We start from the raw sequence: 19,063 nt of genomic DNA, 5'->3' as shown, positions 1-19,063 counted from the left end.
ACACTCTTTAGCCAGCCCTAGTGGTATCGGGCTGGTTGTTCCCATGCGTTTTGACGTGTTTGGGTTCACTAACAATAAAAATAAGTGAAACGGCAAGGATATGTAAAGATGTTAAACCACGCCTTTGGTTTGTTAGTTCATCCACGTCAGCAGTGGCAAGCCCTACATGATTTATCCGACGACTCGCTAAAACGTAACTCACCTTACACCATTGTGTTAGCGCTATTGCCAGCCTTGGCTTGGTACATAGGCAGCACCGAATTCGGCTGGCGTATTGGTCAGGGCGAAGCCACTTATATGACTGAACACAGCGCTCTGTCGTTGATGGGTGGTTTCTATTTTGCGCTCTTATTAGCGGTTACAGTGATCGGTTACTTTATCCACTGGATGTCAAAAACCTATGGCGTTAAATCCGATCCACTCAAGGGTTTTGTGGTGGCAGGTTTTATCGCTACCCCCATTTATTTAGTGGGCATTGCCGGTATCTACCCGCAGGTATGGCTGCACGTGCTGTTGGTTTTGGCGGCGCTGAGTTACGCCGTGTACCTGCTGTTTATCGGGCTACCCATTATGTTTGAGATGTCTGAGGAGCGCGGCTTTTTGTTTTCCAGCGCTGTGATGGGTGTGGCTATGGTTGTGGCCGTTGCCATGATGGCCGGTACTGTATTGTTTTGGGATCTCGTGTCGCCACCGGTATTTCTTTAGAGCCTGCGGTGCCGCGTTAAACGGCGCCCTATACCCTCGATTTTTATTTCCGCTTGCGTATCGTGGCTCTGTGCGCAGTATTTCGCCTCTAGATTCGACCTTTTTGGTCACTGCCACTGGCAGGCATAGGCGCTAGTATGTCGCTATTCCCACATAGCTGGAGCTGCGTAGATGAATTCGAACAAAATCCTAAGTACCAATGACGCCATCACTGAGCACCTCAAGGCCAGGTTTCCCGATTTGCCCCTGACCTTTCCGCCCGCTTGCTTTATCACCATGGGCGGCGAGTTTTTACATTTTGATCCAGAGGCTAAACGCTTAAGGGTGCGCTTTCCGGTCAAGCCCGAATTTGCCAACCCCATGGGTTATATGCAGGGCGGTTTGATTGTTGGCGCCATCGATAACACCATTGGCCCGCTAACATTTTTAGTCGCCCCGCCATCGGTGACCACGCAGCTGACCACCACCTACATTCGGCCGATCACCCCGGACTTAAGCCACTTTGAAGTGGAGGCGGTGATCACCGAGCAGACTCGGCGTTTGGTGTTTATCGATGCCGTGGTCTATGCCGGCGATAAGCAACTGGCGCAAGCACGCGCCAGCTCTATGGTGCGGGAGAGGCCTATTGAGGCCTGAAACTCAAGAAGGGGTTTAGCAGGCGGGTGAATTTGCCAGTCATGCGCACCGGCGCCGCTACCACTGAAAGACAAATACACGGCGCATCGCGGCTGGCCAGCGGGCGGTGAACTTGGCCGGCCTCGCGCAGCAAAAAGTCACCCTCGTGATAGATACCGGTCTCATCTGAAAAACTGCCGTCTAACACCAGCGTGATTTCCGTGCCTCGGTGGTCGTGTTCGGCCACGCTGCCGCCGGCTTTGATGCGATGCAGGGCCACTTCAAATTCTTTTTGCCCGGTCTGTAGTCTGGCCATATCCAGCGAAGGGGTTAAAAATTGCCAGCGCGGTTGACCTTGTTGGGCTAGCAGCTTGTCGATGACTTTTGGCATTTTCGAGTGCCCGGTAGGCGCCGCCGCCTCGGTTTTTATTGGCTGATCGAGTTTGCTAAAGACTTGGTCGAGTAAATCGTCACTCACGGCCACAGCGTCGCAATCGTTCATTAAATTGGCGCCAATGCTATTCAAGCGCTCGGCTCTGCGCCGGCAGTGGTGGCAAAAATGTAAGTGGGAAGACACCGCAATAGACTGCGCAAAGGCGAGGGTGCCGGCGCTGAATTCAACTAACAAATTATCGTCTGGGTGATGTTTAATCATAGTATTTACCTGCTCATGCTCGCGCATGTTATGCCAAGACCTCGCGGCCAATAACATCTTGTAATTTCTTTAAGGCTAGGCGCACGCGGGATTTCACGGTGCCCAGGGGTAGTGCTAAGTCTTCGGATACTTCAGAGTGGGATAGCCCCTCCATGTAGACCTTGCGCAACACCAAGGCTTGCTCATCGGGTAGGCCAGCAAGGGCGTCGTGCACGTGACTATGCTGGCGATGATGCTGCAACAGCGAGAAGGGTGTTTCGCTGGTCTCGTCCTCGTACAAATCGTCCGCTACTAGCTCTTCGGTAACCGCATTGCCTTGCCGGCGCAGCCAATCGATACGGCTATTTCGCGCAATGGTGTAAAGCCAGGTGCTAGCGGAAGATTTTTTTGCATCAAACTGCTCTGCCCGCTGCCAAACCTTGATCATAATCTCCTGCACTAACTCTTCTGCCTGCGCATGGTTCAGGCGCGAGCCCTTAATAAGGAAGCCCTTGAGCAACGGCGAGAAATGGGTAAAGAAGTGCGCAAAAGACTTTTTACAGCGTTCCTGCGCGACGCTTTCTAGTAGTTGGCTCCACTCGTCGTCACGGTGAGAGGGATCGTTCACTGTTGTGCTCCGCGGCTCGGTGCCCTTTGTGGCGGCGCCCATCTGTCGGCGCGGCTCAGTCATTTTCATCGCCATCATAGTTGGTCAAATCCAAGTGTTCCACTAGTGAAAAGTCAATTGCCAAGGTGAAGGATCAATCGTTACTGACCCTATACGGGTTAAATCATCCAATGGATCAACCTTTAGGCTAAGGTTTTAGAGGGGGTTGGTCAGGGTGATCTACTGGCAGCAGCCTGACGTATCAACAGCCACGAAACAGGAGAATGTGATAATGCCAGTGATAGAGCGGTTTAAAGCCTGCTACGCAACCTTTGATAGCCGCAGCTTAAGTCAACTGAGCAGCGTCTATGCTAACGATGCTGTCTTTATTGACCCTATCCATAAAGTGGTAGGGCTAAACCAAATTAGTGCCTACTTCACGGATATGTGTACCAACTTGGTGTCTTGCCGCTTTATCTACTTAGACCAAGCGCGGCAAAATGACTGCGTGTTTATTCAATGGCAGATGGCGTATCAGCATAAAACCCTGGCCGGTGGCCGAGAGGTTGTTGTGCCCGGCGTTACTCGTTTGAAAGTGGCCGACGATCTCATTGTTGAGCACGAAGACTTTTACGACATGGGCGCCATGGTGTACGAAAAAATTCCGTTGTTTGGCCGTGTGATTAGCTGGCTGCGCAAGCGACTGGCTACTGCCGGTCACGACCTAAATAGCCAGCCGTTGAGTGCGAGCAAATGATTACAGGTAAAATCATTTGGCTCACCGGTGCCTCAAGCGGTATTGGGCGCGACTTGTTGGTTAAACTGTTGCGCGCCGGCAACCAAGTCATTGCCTCGGCCCGCAGTGCCGATGCCTTTACCGAGATTAAAGCCGAGTTTCCGCACTTGCTCACGCCGCTGACTTGCGATGTGGGTAGTTCCGAATCCATGGCGACTGCCAAGGCTAAATTGCAGTCCATCACCGATTCTCTCGACATGGTGATACTCAATGCCGGCTGCTGTGAATATGTCGATTTACCGGCCTTTGAGCCGCAACTGTTTGAGCGGGTATTTGCCACAAACTTTCAGGGTGTAGTGAACTGTTTGGCTATTGCTTTGCCGCTGTTACGTGCTAATTCTCGCAGTAAAGCCCAAGCCAACGTGCAAAGCCGAGCCCAAGTGGTTGCTGTGTCGAGCCTTTCCACCGTTTTGCCATTTCCTCGCGCCGAAGCTTATGGCGCCTCCAAGGCAGCGCTGGATTATTTTATTGCCACACTGCGCCTTGATCTCAAAGCCTTCAATGTCGATGTAACCCTAGTGCAGCCGGGTTTTGTAGCCACGCCATTGACGGAAAAAAATGATTTCCCCATGCCCGGGCTTATTTCCAGTGAGCGCGCCGCCGATGAAATTATCTGGGCCAGTGAAAAACGTAAGAAACTGCACCGCTTTCCTCGACGCTTGGCCTGGCCCTTGCTGCTATTGCGCAGCCTTGGCCCCGTGTGGGAGCGCTGGGTGGCACCGGCATTAATAAGAAAACCGCCGACGCTGTATTAACCATCAAAGCATTATTTTGAAATGACACCTGAATACTAAAAAAAGGAACCTGTGTGAAGATTGCGATTATTGGTAGCGGTATTTCAAGTTTAACAGCGGCGTATCTGCTGCACGATAGGCACGAGGTTACCGTGTTCGAAGCGGATGATCGCATCGGCGGTCACACGGCCACCAAGCAGATTAATTACCAAGGTGAATCGCACAATATTGATACCGGTTTTATTGTCTACAATGATTGGACTTATCCCAATTTTATTCGTCTTATGACCCAGTTAGGTGTGCAGTCACGGCCCGCTGAAATGAGCTACAGCGTCACCGATGAGTTATCCAAACTCGAATACAGTGGTACAAACTTAAATTCTCTGTTCGCCCAGCGCAGCAATTTAATCAGCCCGCGTTTTTGGTCGATGTTGCGCGATATCATGCGGTTTAATCGCGAGTCTGTGGCCCATTGGCGGCAGGGTAAAATACCCGCGCAGCAAAGCTTACGCGAATATTTAGTGGAAAATCGTTACGGTAAACTGTTTACCCATCAGTACTTAGTACCTATGGGTGCGGCTATCTGGTCCTCGGGTGATCAGGTGATGTTAGATTTTCCGGTTGAGTTCTTTATTCGCTTCTTCAATAACCACGGCCTGCTCAGCGTTAATAATCGGCCGCAGTGGCGCACGCTCGTCGGTGGCTCACAGGCCTATCTCGAGCCATTAACCAAGGGCTTTGCGCAAAACATAAAATTAAACACCCGTATTGCCGCCATTGAACGCCAAGATCAGGGCGTAAACATTCGTTTTGACAGCGGCGAGGTTGAGCGTTTCGATCAGGTTGTTATTGGTACCCATAGCGATCAAGCGTTAAAGCTGTTGGGCGATGCGAGTCAAGCGGAAATCGAAACTTTAAGTGCCATACCTTACCAGCCCAATGAAGTGGTACTGCACACAGATACAAGTGTCTTGCCAGAGCGAAAATTAGCTTGGTCTAGTTGGAATAGCCGCCTACTGCAACAACAGCATGAAAAACCGGTGTTGACCTACAATATGAATATTTTGCAGGGGCTTAAATCACAACATACCTTTTGCGTCACCCTAAACCACACGGCGGCGATTGATCCCGATAAAATTTTGGGCGTCTATCACTATGATCACCCGGAATTTACCGTCCCCGGTGTTGCCGCTCAGGCCCGTTGGGCCGATATTAACGGTCGCAACAACACTTGGTTTTGCGGCGCTTACTGGGCCAATGGTTTTCACGAGGATGGCGTTAACAGCGGCATTCGCGTCGCCACAGCCTTAGGGGCAAAGTGGTAATGGACGTGCAGCTGGCGAGCGGTATTTACATTGGGCTACTTCAGCACGCGCGCTGGAAACCAACGTTGCACCAGTTTTCTTACTCGGTGTTTATGGCCTATGTGGATCTGGATGAAATTCCTACCTTGTGCTCGCGCTCCAGGTTTTGGTCTTGCCAAGGCTTCGCGCCCTTTTGGATTCGCCGACAAGATTATTTCGGCAACCCGGAACTCAGCCTAAAACAGGCCGTGATTGAAAAAGTGCAACAGAGCTTGGGCTTCGTTCCCACTGGGCCTATTCGCATGTTAACCAACCCGCGCTGTTTCGGTTTGCGCATGAACCCCATCACGTTGTTTTATGTGTTCGATGCCAGCGGCACCAAACTCGATGCTATTCTCGCCGAAGTCACTAATACCCCGTGGGATAACCGCCATGTGTACAGCATTGATTATCGCCAGCAAGCTATGGAGCAGCCGCAAGAGTTTAGCAAGGCGCTGCATGTATCACCCTTTATGCAGATGCAGCAAAAATATCGCCTAAAGAGCAATCTACCCGATAAAGGCCTCCGTATACGTCTACAGAACATAGCTGTATCAGACGCTATGCAGAGGGAAGAGCTGGGTAAAGATAGAAAAACCTTCGAAGCTACATTGCAACTATCGCGCGCGGAATGCACCAGCGCTGTGTTGAATAGTATGATGTGGCGCTTTCCGTGGATGACCGCGAAGGTATTGGGCGGCATTTATTGGCAAGCCTTAAAACTGTGGTTAAAAGGCGCAAGGTTTTATAACAGCCCAAAACAGAATAATCAGCAAGAAAAATTCGTAAATGATGTTGAACAGAGACTATGAGGACAGTTCCATGACGCCACCCCAAGCCAGCGGTGTAACTCAGTCAGATCTTAGGGATAATTTTATCAGCGGTGCATCCACAGCAGTGGCCGATCAACTGGCGGCGTCTAAGCCAAGCCGGATGTTTAGGAACTTATTGTTTAGCGTATTGAAAAAATTGCGCCATGGCAGCCTAGAGTTACACGAGGCCGGCGAAGTATTTCATTTCGGCGAAAGCACCAGCCAAGGCGTGAAAGCAAAAATCGCGGTGCATGATGCCGGGTTTTATGGCGCGGTTATCACCGGCGGCACCATTGGTGCCGGTGAGTCTTACATGCGCGGCGAGTGGAGCTCGAACAACTTAGTGGATGTTGTTCGTTTAATGAGCACCAATATTGCGCTCACTAACGACATGGACTCCAGCTGGAGTGCCATCAAAGGTTGGGCGCTGAAGCTTTATCACAGTTTAAGAAGCAATACCAAAATAGGCTCGAAGAAAAATATTGCTGCCCATTATGATTTAGGCAACGATTTTTTCTCGCTGTTTCTCGATAAAAGTATGATGTACTCGGCCGCTGTGTATGAAAGCCCAAGCGCCAGCTTAGAGCAAGCCGCCGAGGCCAAGTTAGATAGAATTTGTAAGCGCTTAAACCTACAGCCAACAGACCATCTGCTGGAAATTGGTACCGGCTGGGGCGGCATGGCAATTCACGCCGCTAAACATTACGGCTGCCGAGTAACCACCACCACTATCTCGCAACAGCAATATGACTACGCCTGCGCCTGGGTAGAGCGCGAGGGCCTGCAGGATAAAATCACTCTGTTACTGGAAGATTATCGCGATCTCACAGGCTGCTACGATAAGCTAGTGTCTGTTGAAATGATTGAAGCCGTGGGCCATAAATTTTACGCTCAGTATTTTGCCACCTGCTCCAAGTTGTTGAAAGACGATGGATTGATGCTAATTCAAGCCATTACCATTGCCGATCAACGTTTTAACTTCGCAAAAAACAATGTCGACTTTATTCAGCGCTATATTTTCCCCGGTGGCGCCTTGCCGTCGGTAAGCGTGATTGGCGATTGCCTGCGCGACTATACGGATATGCAGTTGGTAGGTTTGGAAGAAATTGGTATTCACTATGCCCGCACACTGGCCGATTGGCGCACCCGCTTTTGGGCTGCTATCGATAAAGTGCGCGGCTGCGGCTTTGACGAAACCTTTATTCGCATGTGGGATTTTTATCTCTGTTATTGCGAAGGCGGTTTCCGCGAACGCGCTATTGGTACCTCGCAATTGTTGATGGCCAAACCCAGGGCGCAACAACTACCGGCGCCAGTTGCCCTTGGCTAATGCGCTGCTTAGGCTAAATCCCAATATTGCCCTGCTGTTAAATGCATTGCTGTTTCAGTGCGTTTGGTGGGGCATTATTTTATCCCACGATGCTAGTGCCTGGCTTTTCATCGTGTTGTATTGCGTATTTCATATTGCGCTAATCAGCGCTCATAAAAGCTTGGAAGTTGGCTTTGTTGCCTTGGTGACAGGCATCGGCGTTGCGGTTGATCTTTTATGGTTTTCGCAGGGGCTAATGCTCTACGAGGGCGCGAGGCATTTTCCTCATTGGTTAATTCCGCTCTGGCTTGCCTTCGCCACTACGCTACCGCACAGCTTATCGTGGTTGGCAAAATCCAAAATGCTCGCCGCGGTTTTTGGCGCGCTATTCGGCCCTTTATCTTATTGGGCTGGGGCGCAGTTTACCGAGGTGAGTATTCCCAACCCCGTACTTTGGGCCTTAGCCCTTGGCTTTTTCTGGGCCTTAGCCCTCCCGGCTTTTCTACACCTTTGGCACCGCTTAGAGTCAAACTCAAAACCCGTCAATCGGTTTATGGGCTGGTAGCGAGCACGCAGGCGCTTCCTATTTAATAGAATCTAACTTCTTTGCGCACTTTTGCCTTTGGCTATTTACCCTCGCTCTCTTCTGCTTGGTCGGGGTCTAGATGTAAGTCTCTTGATTAATGATGCTTGTTTGGTTTCCCGATTTAGCGATTTTCACTTTGCAGCATCAACGGTGGTTGTTACCGCTTGCATCTATAATTTTCGTTATATATGATTCATGTATGTTTTATATATGTATCATATGCTAAGGATGCTTATGGGTATTGTCAAAATAAACGATGAGCTGCATGACGACGTTCGTAAGGCAAGCGTCGTTATGGTGCGTTCTATAAATGCACAGGCGGAGTATTGGATAAAAATTGGCATGCTAGCCGAAGCTAATCCGAATATGTCTTTTTCTGACATTATGAGCGAGCAAATGAAACTGGCTGATGTCAAAGCCGAGAGAGTTGTTGGTGGCTAATATACATGTAAAAAATGTTGAAGAGTTAAGAATAATGCGGGAGTCAGGCCGTCTTCTCGCATCGGTTTTCGACTATCTCGACGAATTTGTACAAGTCGGTATTTCCACCATGGCCATTAATCATCTGGCCGAGCGATATATAATCGACGAGCTCGATGCTCGCCCAGCAAGTAAGGGCCAGTATGGTTATCAATATGTACTGAATAGCTCGATAAACAATGTGGTATGTCATGGAGTGCCGTCAAATAATCAAAAGCTAAAATCCGGTGACATTATCAATATCGATATCACCTTAGAGCGCGGCGGCTTCATTGCGGACTCCAGCAAAATGTATCTGGTTGGCAACGTGAATCCCCTGGCTAAGAGGCTGGTGGATAAAACTTATGAGGCGATGTGGAAGGGTATTAAGAGTGTAAAACCGGGTGCAACATTGGGCGATGTTGGCCACGCAATTCAGAGTTATGCCGAGAAAAATGGCTATTCAGTAGTTCGTGAGTATTGTGGCCATGGCATAGGTCGGGAAATGCATGAAGAGCCTCAAGTTTTACATTATGGCCAGCTGGGAAAAGGTTTGGTTCTGCAGGCTGGAATGGTATTCACCATTGAGCCCATGATTAATCAAGGTAAGGCCAAGGTTAAGTTGAAAAAAGATGGCTGGACTGTCGTCACTAGTGATAAAAGGTTATCGGCTCAGTGGGAACATACAGTTGCGGTAACATCAACTGGCTATGAAGTGCTTACCCTCAGAGCTGATGAATGTGTTGAGTAGTTTAAGATGTTGCGAAGGTCCTCATTTGTAAAAATTCAAATGCCGCTAGTACTGGTAAGTTTTTACTAAAAACATTGAAAAACGCTCTGTCTGAGCACGGTAAGCGTAGAATCAACGAATACAATTTGCTACGTTTTTGATTGCTGAGACATTTGGATTTAGGAGGCAAAATGAAATTGTTTTTTCTGACAATGTGTGTGGTTTTGCTAAATGGCTGCCTAGGTATGCCGGAATCCGTGAAGCCGGTATCGAATTTTGAGCTGAATAATTACCTGGGTAAATGGTACGAGGTGGCGCGCCTCGATCACTCATTTGAGCGCGGCATGAGCCAAGTCACGGCTGAGTATAGCCTGCGTGATGATGGTGGTGTATCGGTGCTCAACCGTGGTTATTTGGAGGCCAAGAGCGAGTGGAAAGAAGCGGAGGGAAAGGCTTACTTTGTCGATAGCGAAACCGAAGGCTATCTTAAGGTGTCTTTCCTCGGGCCTTTTTACGGCTCTTACGTGGTTTTTGAATTGGACCATAAAAACTACAGCTATGCCTTTGTGTCAGGGCCTAATACCGACTATCTCTGGTTGCTGTCGCGAACGCCTTCCGTGAAGCCAGAGGTGATGGAAAAGTTTCTTAAAATGTCGGCAGCGCATGGTTTTGATACCAATAAACTGATTTATGTTGAGCACCCATAGAGCGCTATGGCGTACCAAGGTTACAAGACTGAAGAAGAGATTTTTCTGGACGTGGAGAAAGCTTTTCCATTTCAGAGTAAACCTGAAGCGTTTATGCTCACGAATCGAGGTGATGAAGATTGTGTTTGTAGGTATATCGTGGAGCACATGCGTCATTACCCAGAGCCGATAATTCCAATGGAAGGGGTGAGGTATATGCATTCGGAGCTGGCTAATTTGTCGGTTGCTGGCATGTGTTGGCTATTGCCTAACCTTCTGCGTAAGGCTCTTTTGTGCACCAATCGCTTTGATACGCTCACAGAGACAATTATCTACGACTTAGAGCTTGCTTCTGAGGGCGATGAGCTGGCTAAAACACGCTATTTTTGGCTTTCGCATTGTCAGCTGCAATGTCTTGAAAATATTTTGGAATATTTATCAGAAAAGCATGGTCATTCCATAGGAAAAGCAATGTTAGCAATCCATCAGCTAACAACATGGCAGACTCGTTGAGTGTTTCTACAGACCCGCGGTTAGGGATTTTATCCTCGGCTGCCGTTCGTATATTGATTGAGATTTAATGACCGGTCAGTCTGTGATGGCTTCTGAGCTATATCTACCTAGCGCAACCCGTTATTCGGTTCTATTCTTTGTCGAGCGCTAATTTATCGTGGCTTGACAAATTGCAGGGTAGTGCCCTTTCCTAGTCTTCGTCACACCACTTAAATGAAAGCGTTATAAACAATCGTTATCGATTGCGATCACCCTCATTTTTGATGTCAGAGCTGAGTTCGAGTGAAAAAATCAGCATTAACTCTAAGTGTATTACTGGTGTTGTCCTATCCGGCGGTTTGCCAGCCTAAAGAGGTGTTGGTTGCCTTTGGTTCCTCCTTGCCACCTTGGGTGCTTGAAGATGGCTCTGGCGGCATATTGGTAGATATGTTGAAGGCCTGCTTAAAGCCCTCGGGCTATGAGCTAAAACCTCAATTGCTACCCTATGCACGGCGCATTTTTGCCTATGAAGCTGATCAGGTTGATATTGTCACGGATGTGAATGAGAATCTAATTAACGAGCGGGGCCTTAAAGGCTTTTATTCCGGAGATCTCTATTCTTATGAGAATTTCTTGATTTCACTTTCAGCGCGTGGTTTTCACATCACAAAGGTTGAGGATATATCTCCGTACTCACTACTATCATGGCAGGGAGCGATCGAAAAGATTGGCGGCGCTTATGCAGAGATGGCACTAAAAAATAAGCAGTATAGGGAAACCCATAATCAAAAAACCCAATTGAGAATGCTGTTTAGAGATAGAGTTGATTTCATTCAGTTGGATGGCAATATATTCGAGTACTATCGTCAGGAAATGATTGCGGACGGTGAAATTAGTAAAGACATTCGCGTCGATAGATTCCCACTGTTTGGAAAAAATACTAACGGATTTCTATTTAGATCAAAATCCATTAGGGATGCGTGCGTCGCCAATTTGGCGGCCACTACTAGTGGCAGCGAGCAGCCGTAGGTTAATTTAACCAGTTGTCTTGAGGTGGATATCCGAAAGCCAAGAAGCCTCTTTCTTACCAACTAACCCTAAGCCCACCATTAATCACAAAGCCATCCAGCGGCGCGTAAACATCACGGAATACAGGGTTTACTAGATTCCCTGAATTAATGTTTTCGAACTTGGTTTGCCGGGTGTCGGTAAAGTTTTCTAGGTTGAAAAAGGCGGTAACGGACTCTGCCAGTTTCTTTTCTGTCATCAAGCCGAAAATCCAATAGCCTTCGCCACGGGTGTCGTTGTCTCGGCGCTGTGGGCTGAAGTAATAGGCTTCGAGGCCGATGCGAAAGTTGTCTTCTCGCTCCCAGACTAACACTTGGTTGACCCGGTGTTGTGAGACCAGAGCTAGCTCCACATTACCGCTAGCTGTTTCCTGTTCGGCATCCACATAGGTGTAGCCTAGGAAATAGCGTAACTCGCCAAAGCCGAAGATGAAGTTGGCCTCTGCGCCGCGTGTGTTGATGGCGTAATTTTGTTGGTCGAAGTTGTATAAGCCGTTTTGCTCAATAAGCTGCAAAGGTTTATCGATTTGAGTGTGGAACAGCAGTAGGTTGCTGGTGAGTGACCAAGCCTCGGAAAGGTCGAACCGGTAGTTGATATCGAGGTTTAGGCCTTTGGAGGTTTCGGCGTCGAATTGGTCTGGGTCTATGGGGATAATATCCTGAAACTGTACGGCTTCGGCGTCAGACACAAAAAGGCTGGGCGTTTTGTAGCCATAGCCGCCGCCGAAACGCACGCTGAGGTCGTGCGAGGGTAAATACAGTACTGATACGCGGGGCAGAATAAAGTTGCCGTAGTCTGAATGGGCGTCTGCGCGCAAGCCAGCTTCCAGTACCAAACTTGAGGATAAGTCTCGGGTGACTTGGCCGAAGGCGCCGAGGGTTTGTTCCGAGTAGTCGTGGTTAAAGCCATCTACTGCCGGATCTTGATCAAAGGCTTCCGTTGTGCCATTTAGCCCAACAACCCAACCGCCGTCGACGCGATAATCGGCCAAACTCAGCTCGGTAAAGCTTGAATTTTGGGTGCCAGAAAATGCGTAGCCGGAAGTTTTTAGGCTGCGTTCAAATTGGCTGTTGGTATGCTTTAGCATAATTTCGGCGCCAGCGTCGAAGTGGTGGGATAAGCCAAAGCGCAGATAAGCTCGGCGGCTATCGTTCTCTTCAAAGTACTCGTCCGGCGCATTGCCATTGATATAGTTGACGCTACCACCCAAGCGGTTTTCGTCGATCAAGCCAACACCTAGGTCGAGCTTGGTGTCGTCGGAGAAAGTATAAAACCAGCGCGGCGTGAAAGTGACTCGCTCGAATTCTGGAATGGCGGTTAGCCCATTGTCGGCGGGCTCATAGGCATCGCTGCGGTTGTAGGTGCCAAATAGTGTGAGCCCGTGCTGGCCGGCCTCGCGCGAATGAAAAGCCGAAAGGTCCTGGCCGCCGGCGGAGGTGGCGTTTAACATCATCTCGGTTTCTGGGCTTTCGCCCGGTGTTTTTGACACCAAGTTGACCAGCCCCGCAATGGCGCCGCCACCGTACAGGGTTGAAGACGCGCCTTTAACCACTTCCACTTGCTGCAAGTCCAATGGCGTAATCTGCAATAGGCTGAGGCTGCCGGAAAAGCCCGAGTAAATTGGCAAGCCGTCGCGCAGCATTTGGGTGTAGCGGCCGTCTAGGCCTTGAATGCGAATGCTGGAGTTTAAGCTGGTGGCCGAGGATTGTTGAACTTGAATGCCGGTGCTTTCATTTAGCAGCATGCGTATGTCACCGGGTTTCATGTTGGATTTTTCGCGCAGCTCTTCTTCGCCTAAAATTTCTACTCGCAATGGTGTGTCATCCAAGGTGCGATGGCTGCGCACCGAGGTGACAATCACCTCTTCCATGTCGCCGTGCGCCAGAACCGCAGGCGCGCTGGTCAGACTCGAGGCCAGGGATATCAAGGCCAGTAGCGGGTTTTTTAATCGACGCAATGGACGGGCGCGAGCGTGTGGCATGGGTGAGTATTCCAGTGGTAAAACAATGGCGAGGATTATACCTGATGGGTCGTGGCTTTTTTGGGCTGGGCGCAATTTTTCCGAACTGGTTGCTCGATCGTTAAGTTCTAGCGTTTAGCACGGCTAGCGTGGCTTTAGTGCCCGGGCCTGTCGCCGCACAAATCTACTTGGTTTAACGGGTGATACACGCGATTTCAGTATTGCCTTGTGGAGAGTTTTCACTGCCATGCCGATGTACTTCTTAAATAGCCGAGAAAATAACAGCCATCTGAATCGCCCGGTTCAGAGGCAATTGGCTTGGTGCAGAGTGGGGTGCTGGTGAGTGCGAGTAGTGATGCGCTAATAGATCAGAATGGGTTGCATCTGGAAATGGAGAAGGTTCAGCGTTGTTAGGAAATGATTTTACGTTAAACGCTAGTGCCTTAACCTGCAAAGGCGGGTATCTTGGAGATGTTTCTGGCGCTAAAGCTAAAGGAAGCCAACTAAAAAATACTGAGTGAAAAAACGTCATAATCAGCTTGGTTATGAACGTCCAGAATGTGCGTTTTCGATTTGGCCAAGCGTTTTTTCTGCACGTACGTATATATAGCCTTAATAGAGTTACTTAGATAAGGTGTAAATTTGAACATTACTCAATGCATAGTTTTAACAGTGGGTCTTTCCTCATCCTTAGCTAGCGCCATTGTCATTCGACACGATGTTCCTGACGAAAGTTATCATGCGGCTCGGTCAGACTTTCCTCCCCTAGCAACGCTATATAGTATTGGTGTACATGGAACCTTGATTGATCCCGAATGGGTTGTTACCGCAGCTCATGCTGTTTTTTGCATGAATCCTGGACAGAAAATACACGTTGGAAACGAGCTAGTATCCGTTTCCCAACGATATAGTTATCCCGAATATCAATTGGGGGGTGTGCACGACCTAGCGCTGATTAAATTAGCCCAACCTGTCACCAGTATCAAACCCGCAACTCTGTATGATGGTATTGCCGAAAAGGGTGCAGGGGTTTGGTTTATCGGCGTGGGAGGGACGGGTACTGGTCAACAAGGGCAAACGGTTAGCTATAAGGAAAATAACGGTCGATTGAGAAAAGCGCAAAATAAAGTCGTTAATGTGACGGATACGGATATTGTTTTTAAATTTGAGAGAGGCTCAAAGGGCGAGGCATTGGAGGGCGTTTCGGGCAATGGAGACAGTGGTGGTCCTGCCTTTATTAAGGAAGGGGATAAATATGTATTGCTCGGAGTCAGTTCACGTGTCGACTCATGGTTTTATAACGTTGGTGAGTATGGTGTGACGGAGCTATACACAAGAGTTTCATCTTACAGCGATTGGATACAACAGGTTATTTCAGCGAAAGATGAATTGACGAGAGAAAAAATAACCACTCAGAACGCATTTCTTCAGGACGGTATGAAATCCATGAACATGAATGAATTATGCGCGTCTTTGGAAGTGAAGTGATAGCGCATGTCTCTAATACTTCAGCTGGCAGAAAAACGACCTGTGATACATATGACGACCTTTAGGTTACTTCCCGCTTTCGGCCATGAACACATGGAAGAATCGATACCGCTTTTCAGCTAATGAATCCTATGCGCTATCAGTAAAAACACTCGCAGTATGGTTACCAAATCCTCACAGCTTCGCCTTGCGGTAAGTTTCCGGCGCCATGCCGATGTTTTTCTTGAACAGCCGCGAAAAATAATAGGTATCTGGGTAGCCCAGTTCAGAAGCTATGTGTTTGATCGAGCGTGGGGTGCTGTCGAGTAAATAACAGGCGCGCTGCATTTTCATGCTGATAAAGTAATTGATGGGCGATTCGCCGGTGGCTTTCTTAAATTTTTTCGAAAAGTGAAATTTCGACAGCTTGGCCTCGTGCGCTAGGGTGTCGAGATCGAGCTTGCCGTGAATGTGTTCTTGCATCAAAGCGCGAATATTTTCCGTGTCAAAATTATTGCCCGCGTAGGGCTGGCGCTGTTGCACGAGCAGCGCCACATAACTCAGCAGTGCCTGCACTTGATGGCCGCCTTGAATAAATTCCGCCAAGTTGTGGCTGCTGTGGCGCAGTTCGGCGATGCCATCAAAAACGCGAATAACCCTCGGTTGTACGCCAATATTAATCGGTCGCTCTGGGCTGCCGATATGGGCACAAAAGTCGTCCGCCAGCAGGCCATCAAAATGTAGCCAGTAAATGGTCCAAGGGGTGTCGGCACTGGCTTGGTATTGGTGATGGGAGCCGCGCGGCAGGTACAGTATGTCGCCGCTGTTGACGGCGAGCGTCTCGTTGGCCAAGGTTAGGCTGCCGCTTCCGGCTGTGCAGTAGATCAATATGTGGTCTGGGTGGCCGCGCCGTTTCATGGCGTGGCCGCTGGCGCGCGGGTAGTAGCCCATGGCAGTCACGTACAGGCTTTGCGCTAGCGGTTGGGCTTGCAGGCGCCGAATCAGCACCCGTGGCGTGATAAAGCGAATCCCGTCCGGGGGTAGGGGCCAGCGCGAGGGTATGCTCATGGTTTATGGTCCTCAACGTTGGTCTAAGATGTCATTGCGCCCCGGTGGCTGCAGCGCGGCTGCTCCCTTGAGGCTGCAGGGCTTAAATGACCGCAATATAGTCCATCAGTACGATAATATTGTCAATTTACCCCTATTTTTTACTATGTTCCTATAGATGCATCCGCTTTACCGCGAGCAGCAATGTATCGCAATAAAGTTCATTGAACCCCATTGGTAGGACGCAAGCATGAGTGACAAGACTCCCGCACAGCAGGCCGCAGTAGCAGACATTAGCCGCTTAATTGAACGCTCTAGAATTGCTCAGGCGCAAATAGAACACTACAGCCAAGAGCAGGTGAATGAATTGATCACTGCCATGGTTTGGTCTGTGTGCCGCCCGGGTGTTGCCGAAAAAATCGCCCAGTTCACCGTCGATGAAACCCAGTTGGGTAACTATGAAGGTAAGTTTTTAAAAATTGCCCGCAAAACCCGCGCGACCTTGATGGATATTATCGACGATAAATCCGTTGGCATCATCGAAGAAGATAAGGTGCGCAATATTATTAAAATTGCCAAGCCCATGGGTGTGGTTGGTGCATTAATTCCTTGCACTAACCCAGAAGCCACGCCGGTGATTAAAGCTATTTCGGCGGTGAAGGGGCGCAATTCTATTATTCTGGCGCCGCACCCGCGCTCCAAGCAAACCAATAAAATGATTTGCGACATCATGCGCGAAGCACTGAAAAAGTTTGGTGCGCCGGAAGATTTAGTGATCGCCATTGAAGTGCCATCTTTGGAGTTGACCGAAGCGCTGATGGCCCAGTGTGATCGCGTGCTGGCCACCGGTGGCCCCGCCATGGTGAAAGCCGCTTACTCCTCGGGTAAACCGGCTTTGGGTGTGGGTGCCGGTAACGCGGTTATCACAGTAGATGATTCGGCCGATATTGCCGATGCCGCAGAAAAAATCCGCATCTCTAAAACGCTGGATTTAGCGGCGTCCTGTTCTTCCGACAACTCTGTGATTGCATTGGCGTCTGTTTATGACGAGTTGTTAGATCAGTTGCAGGCGCAAGGCGGCTATGTCGTTAATGAAGAGGAAAAGCAAAAGTTGCAGGCAGTGATTTGGGAAGACGACCACATCAATACGCGCATTGTGGCTCAGCCGGCGTCGAATATTGCCGGCATGGCGGGATTTGATTTGCCTGAGGGCAAAAGCTTCTTCATCGTGCCGGAAACTGGTGCAGGTGCCGATTATCCGTTTAGCGGTGAAAAAATGTCGGTCACCATGGCCTTCTATAAAGTCGCCAATATCGATGAGGCGATTAAGCTGACCAATGAGATTCAGGCCTACCAAGGCCAAGGTCATTCCTGTGGTATCTATTCGCACACGCAGGAAAATATTATGAAGTTTGGCATGGAAACCAAAACCTCGCGGGTGATGGTGAACCAGCCTCAGGCGCCTTCCAACAGCGGTAACCTGTGGAATGGCATGCGCCAAACCTTTTCTCTCGGTTGCGGCTCTTGGGGTGGTAACGGCACCAATAACAACATCACCTGGCAAGATCTAATTAACGTCACCTGGATTTCAATGCCGTTGGCGAAAACCAAAGTGGTGCCCAGCGACGAGCAGTTGTTCGGCACAGTGATGGATAAATTTTAATCGCACCACTGGCATTGCACCGTGCAGCGCCGGCAAATGCTGGCGCTGGGCTTGCCCGTTGTGCCCGTAAGCCCAGAGCGCCATTAATCTAGAATGACAATAATCTCGAATGGCAACCGAGACATAAAATTTAGCAATACACTTTAGGAATACAGCAATGGATTTTTCCCTCAACGAAGATCAATTGGCCTTTCAAGCGGCGGCGCGCAGTTTTGCCGCGGGCGAAATGGCACCCTTCGCCGCCGAGTGGGATGAGAAAAAAATCTTCCCCAAAGCCATGTTTAAAAAGGCGGGCGAGTTGGGTTTCATGGCCATGTACTGCCCCGAGCGCGTTGGCGGCATGGATTTATCGCGCCTAGACACAGCCATTATTTTGGAAGAGCTGGCCGTGGGATGCACGTCAACGGCGGCGTTTATTTCCATTCACAACATGGCCAGCTGGATGATCGCCACTTGGGGGCAGCCTTCGGTTCAGGAACAGTGGAGCACTGATCTTGCCAGCGGTGAAAAGCTCGCGTCTTACTGTTTAACCGAACCCGGCGCTGGCAGTGACGCCGGCTCGCTGCGCACCACGGCGAAGAAAGCCGGCGATGTTTATCGACTGAACGGCAGCAAGATGTTTATCAGTGGCGCCGGCGAAACCGATGTGTTGGTGGTGATGGCGCGCACGGGTTCACAAGAAGACGGTGCCAAAGGTATTTCTGCCTTCGCCATTCCTGCTGACCTGGCCGGTATTAGCTACGGCAAAAATGAAGACAAAATGGGTTGGAATTCACAGCCCACACGGGCTATTAGTTTTGAAAATGTCAACGTGCCCGCGGCGTGTTTGCTCGGCGCCGAGGGCGAGGGTTTTAAGATTGCCATGAAGGGTCTAGACGGCGGTCGTATCAACATCGCTAGCTGCTCCATGGGTGCAGCTCAGGCTTGTGTTAATTTAGCGCAAGCCTACATGCAAGAGCGCAAGCAGTTTGGTAAGCCCTTAGCGGCGTTTCAGGCGCTGCAGTTTAAATTGGCGGATATGGTGACTGAGCTGGTGGCTGCTCGGCAAATGATTCGCCTCGCGGCCAATAAAATTGACATTGATGACCCGGATAAAACCACTTACTGCGCCATGGCGAAACGCTTCGCCACCGATGTGGGTTTTAACGTGTGCAACGACGCGCTACAGTTACACGGTGGCTACGGCTATATTAAGGAATACCCGATCGAGCGCTATATGCGCGATGCCCGTGTGCACCAGATTTTAGAGGGCACCAACGAAGTGATGCGCGTGATTACCGCGCGCCGTATTTTAGAAGAAGGCGCAACGCAAATTATTCGTTAAATCGCGCCTGCACTTAACGCTATCAG

20 protein-coding genes are annotated in these 19,063 nt (G+C 49.6%); 16 read left to right on the top strand and 4 right to left on the bottom strand.

The genetic code is table 11. The features are described 5' to 3' along the window. Positions 1–108 precede the first annotated feature (108 nt). Together QWY82_RS19420 and QWY82_RS19415 are read left to right on the top strand one after the other, a co-directional pair. Positions 109–705 carry a Yip1 family protein gene (locus QWY82_RS19420; protein WP_290265569.1) on the top strand — a complete coding sequence of 199 codons (597 nt, stop codon included), beginning with the start codon at positions 109–111 and terminating at the stop codon, positions 703–705. Positions 706–876: 171 nt separating this feature from the next. Further along, positions 877–1,341: a PaaI family thioesterase gene (locus QWY82_RS19415; RefSeq protein WP_290265568.1), complete on the top strand. Its 465-nt coding sequence runs from the start codon at positions 877–879 to the stop codon at positions 1,339–1,341. Here QWY82_RS19415 and QWY82_RS19410 read toward each other — a convergent pair. Further along, positions 1,328–1,975 carry a ChrR family anti-sigma-E factor gene (locus QWY82_RS19410; RefSeq protein ID WP_290265567.1) on the bottom strand — a complete coding sequence of 216 codons (648 nt, stop codon included), beginning with the start codon at positions 1,973–1,975 and terminating at the stop codon, positions 1,328–1,330. The genes QWY82_RS19415 and QWY82_RS19410 overlap by 14 nt on opposite strands. A gap of 28 nt (positions 1,976–2,003) precedes the next feature. Beyond that, the gene (locus QWY82_RS19405; protein WP_290265566.1) at positions 2,004–2,582 is read right to left on the bottom strand and encodes a sigma-70 family RNA polymerase sigma factor; all 579 of its coding nucleotides are present in this window, start codon (positions 2,580–2,582) and stop codon (positions 2,004–2,006) included. Positions 2,583–2,853: 271 nt separating this feature from the next. Here QWY82_RS19405 and QWY82_RS19400 point away from each other — a divergent pair, with 271 nt between their 5' ends. The 11 genes from QWY82_RS19400 to QWY82_RS19350 all read left to right on the top strand — a co-directional run bounded on the left by QWY82_RS19400 (position 2,854) and on the right by QWY82_RS19350 (position 11,537). Next, complete coding sequence (locus tag QWY82_RS19400) at positions 2,854–3,318, top strand: nuclear transport factor 2 family protein (RefSeq protein ID WP_290265565.1); 465 nt, start codon at positions 2,854–2,856, stop codon at positions 3,316–3,318. After that, the gene (locus QWY82_RS19395) at positions 3,315–4,112 is read left to right on the top strand and encodes an SDR family NAD(P)-dependent oxidoreductase (protein WP_290265564.1); all 798 of its coding nucleotides are present in this window, start codon (positions 3,315–3,317) and stop codon (positions 4,110–4,112) included. The genes QWY82_RS19400 and QWY82_RS19395 overlap by 4 nt, the downstream gene beginning before the upstream one ends. A gap of 53 nt (positions 4,113–4,165) precedes the next feature. Next, complete coding sequence (locus QWY82_RS19390; RefSeq protein ID WP_290265563.1) at positions 4,166–5,416, top strand: NAD(P)/FAD-dependent oxidoreductase; 1,251 nt, start codon at positions 4,166–4,168, stop codon at positions 5,414–5,416. Further along, the gene (locus QWY82_RS19385) at positions 5,416–6,246 is read left to right on the top strand and encodes a DUF1365 domain-containing protein (RefSeq protein WP_290265561.1); all 831 of its coding nucleotides are present in this window, start codon (positions 5,416–5,418) and stop codon (positions 6,244–6,246) included. Before QWY82_RS19390 ends, QWY82_RS19385 begins: the two co-directional genes overlap by 1 nt. Positions 6,247–6,256: 10 nt before the next feature. After that, complete coding sequence (locus QWY82_RS19380; protein WP_290265560.1) at positions 6,257–7,576, top strand: SAM-dependent methyltransferase; 1,320 nt, start codon at positions 6,257–6,259, stop codon at positions 7,574–7,576. After that, positions 7,569–8,120, top strand: a complete 552-nt coding sequence (locus QWY82_RS19375) for a DUF2878 domain-containing protein (RefSeq protein ID WP_290265559.1) — start codon at positions 7,569–7,571, stop codon at positions 8,118–8,120. The genes QWY82_RS19380 and QWY82_RS19375 overlap by 8 nt, the downstream gene beginning before the upstream one ends. A 255-nt stretch (positions 8,121–8,375) precedes the next feature. Next, positions 8,376–8,582 (top strand): ParD-like family protein, encoded by a 207-nt coding sequence (locus QWY82_RS19370; RefSeq protein ID WP_290265558.1) that lies wholly within the window; start codon positions 8,376–8,378, stop codon positions 8,580–8,582. Then, a complete protein-coding gene (map, locus tag QWY82_RS19365; RefSeq protein WP_290265557.1) occupies positions 8,575–9,351 on the top strand; it encodes a type I methionyl aminopeptidase in 777 nt (258 codons plus the stop codon). The genes QWY82_RS19370 and map overlap by 8 nt, the downstream gene beginning before the upstream one ends. Before the next feature lie 170 nt (positions 9,352–9,521). Next, complete coding sequence (locus QWY82_RS19360; RefSeq protein WP_290265556.1) at positions 9,522–10,037, top strand: lipocalin family protein; 516 nt, start codon at positions 9,522–9,524, stop codon at positions 10,035–10,037. Between the two features lie 6 nt (positions 10,038–10,043). Next, positions 10,044–10,529, top strand: a complete 486-nt coding sequence (locus QWY82_RS19355) for a hypothetical protein (protein ID WP_290265555.1) — start codon at positions 10,044–10,046, stop codon at positions 10,527–10,529. A 282-nt stretch (positions 10,530–10,811) separates the two neighbouring features. Continuing rightward, positions 10,812–11,537 carry a type 2 periplasmic-binding domain-containing protein gene (locus tag QWY82_RS19350; protein ID WP_290265554.1) on the top strand — a complete coding sequence of 242 codons (726 nt, stop codon included), beginning with the start codon at positions 10,812–10,814 and terminating at the stop codon, positions 11,535–11,537. 55 nt (positions 11,538–11,592) lie between these two features. Here QWY82_RS19350 and QWY82_RS19345 read toward each other — a convergent pair whose 3' ends face one another. Next, a complete protein-coding gene (locus QWY82_RS19345) occupies positions 11,593–13,557 on the bottom strand; it encodes a TonB-dependent receptor plug domain-containing protein (RefSeq protein ID WP_290265553.1) in 1,965 nt (654 codons plus the stop codon). Between the two features lie 621 nt (positions 13,558–14,178). On the opposite strand from QWY82_RS19345, the gene QWY82_RS19340 reads away from it, so the two are divergent. Beyond that, the gene (locus QWY82_RS19340) at positions 14,179–15,024 is read left to right on the top strand and encodes a S1 family peptidase (protein ID WP_290265551.1); all 846 of its coding nucleotides are present in this window, start codon (positions 14,179–14,181) and stop codon (positions 15,022–15,024) included. A gap of 174 nt (positions 15,025–15,198) precedes the next feature. On the opposite strand, the gene QWY82_RS19335 is transcribed toward QWY82_RS19340, so the two are convergent. Further along, on the bottom strand, positions 15,199–16,071 hold the full coding sequence (locus QWY82_RS19335; RefSeq protein ID WP_290265550.1) for an AraC family transcriptional regulator: 873 nt from the start codon (positions 16,069–16,071) through the stop codon (positions 15,199–15,201). Positions 16,072–16,300: 229 nt separating this feature from the next. On the opposite strand from QWY82_RS19335, the gene QWY82_RS19330 reads away from it, so the two are divergent. After that, positions 16,301–17,713: an aldehyde dehydrogenase family protein gene (locus QWY82_RS19330; protein WP_290265549.1), complete on the top strand. Its 1,413-nt coding sequence runs from the start codon at positions 16,301–16,303 to the stop codon at positions 17,711–17,713. A gap of 157 nt (positions 17,714–17,870) precedes the next feature. Further along, complete coding sequence (locus QWY82_RS19325; RefSeq protein WP_290265548.1) at positions 17,871–19,037, top strand: acyl-CoA dehydrogenase family protein; 1,167 nt, start codon at positions 17,871–17,873, stop codon at positions 19,035–19,037. The last annotated feature ends 26 nt before the right edge of the window (positions 19,038–19,063 follow it).

Origin of the sequence: Simiduia curdlanivorans, from assembly GCF_030409605.1 — a bacterium.
In the GTDB taxonomy this organism is placed as follows: Bacteria; Pseudomonadota; Gammaproteobacteria; order Pseudomonadales; family Cellvibrionaceae; genus Simiduia; species Simiduia curdlanivorans.
Note: the sequence above shows the minus strand (reverse complement) of the source record. Positions and strands in the feature narration are given on the sequence as shown.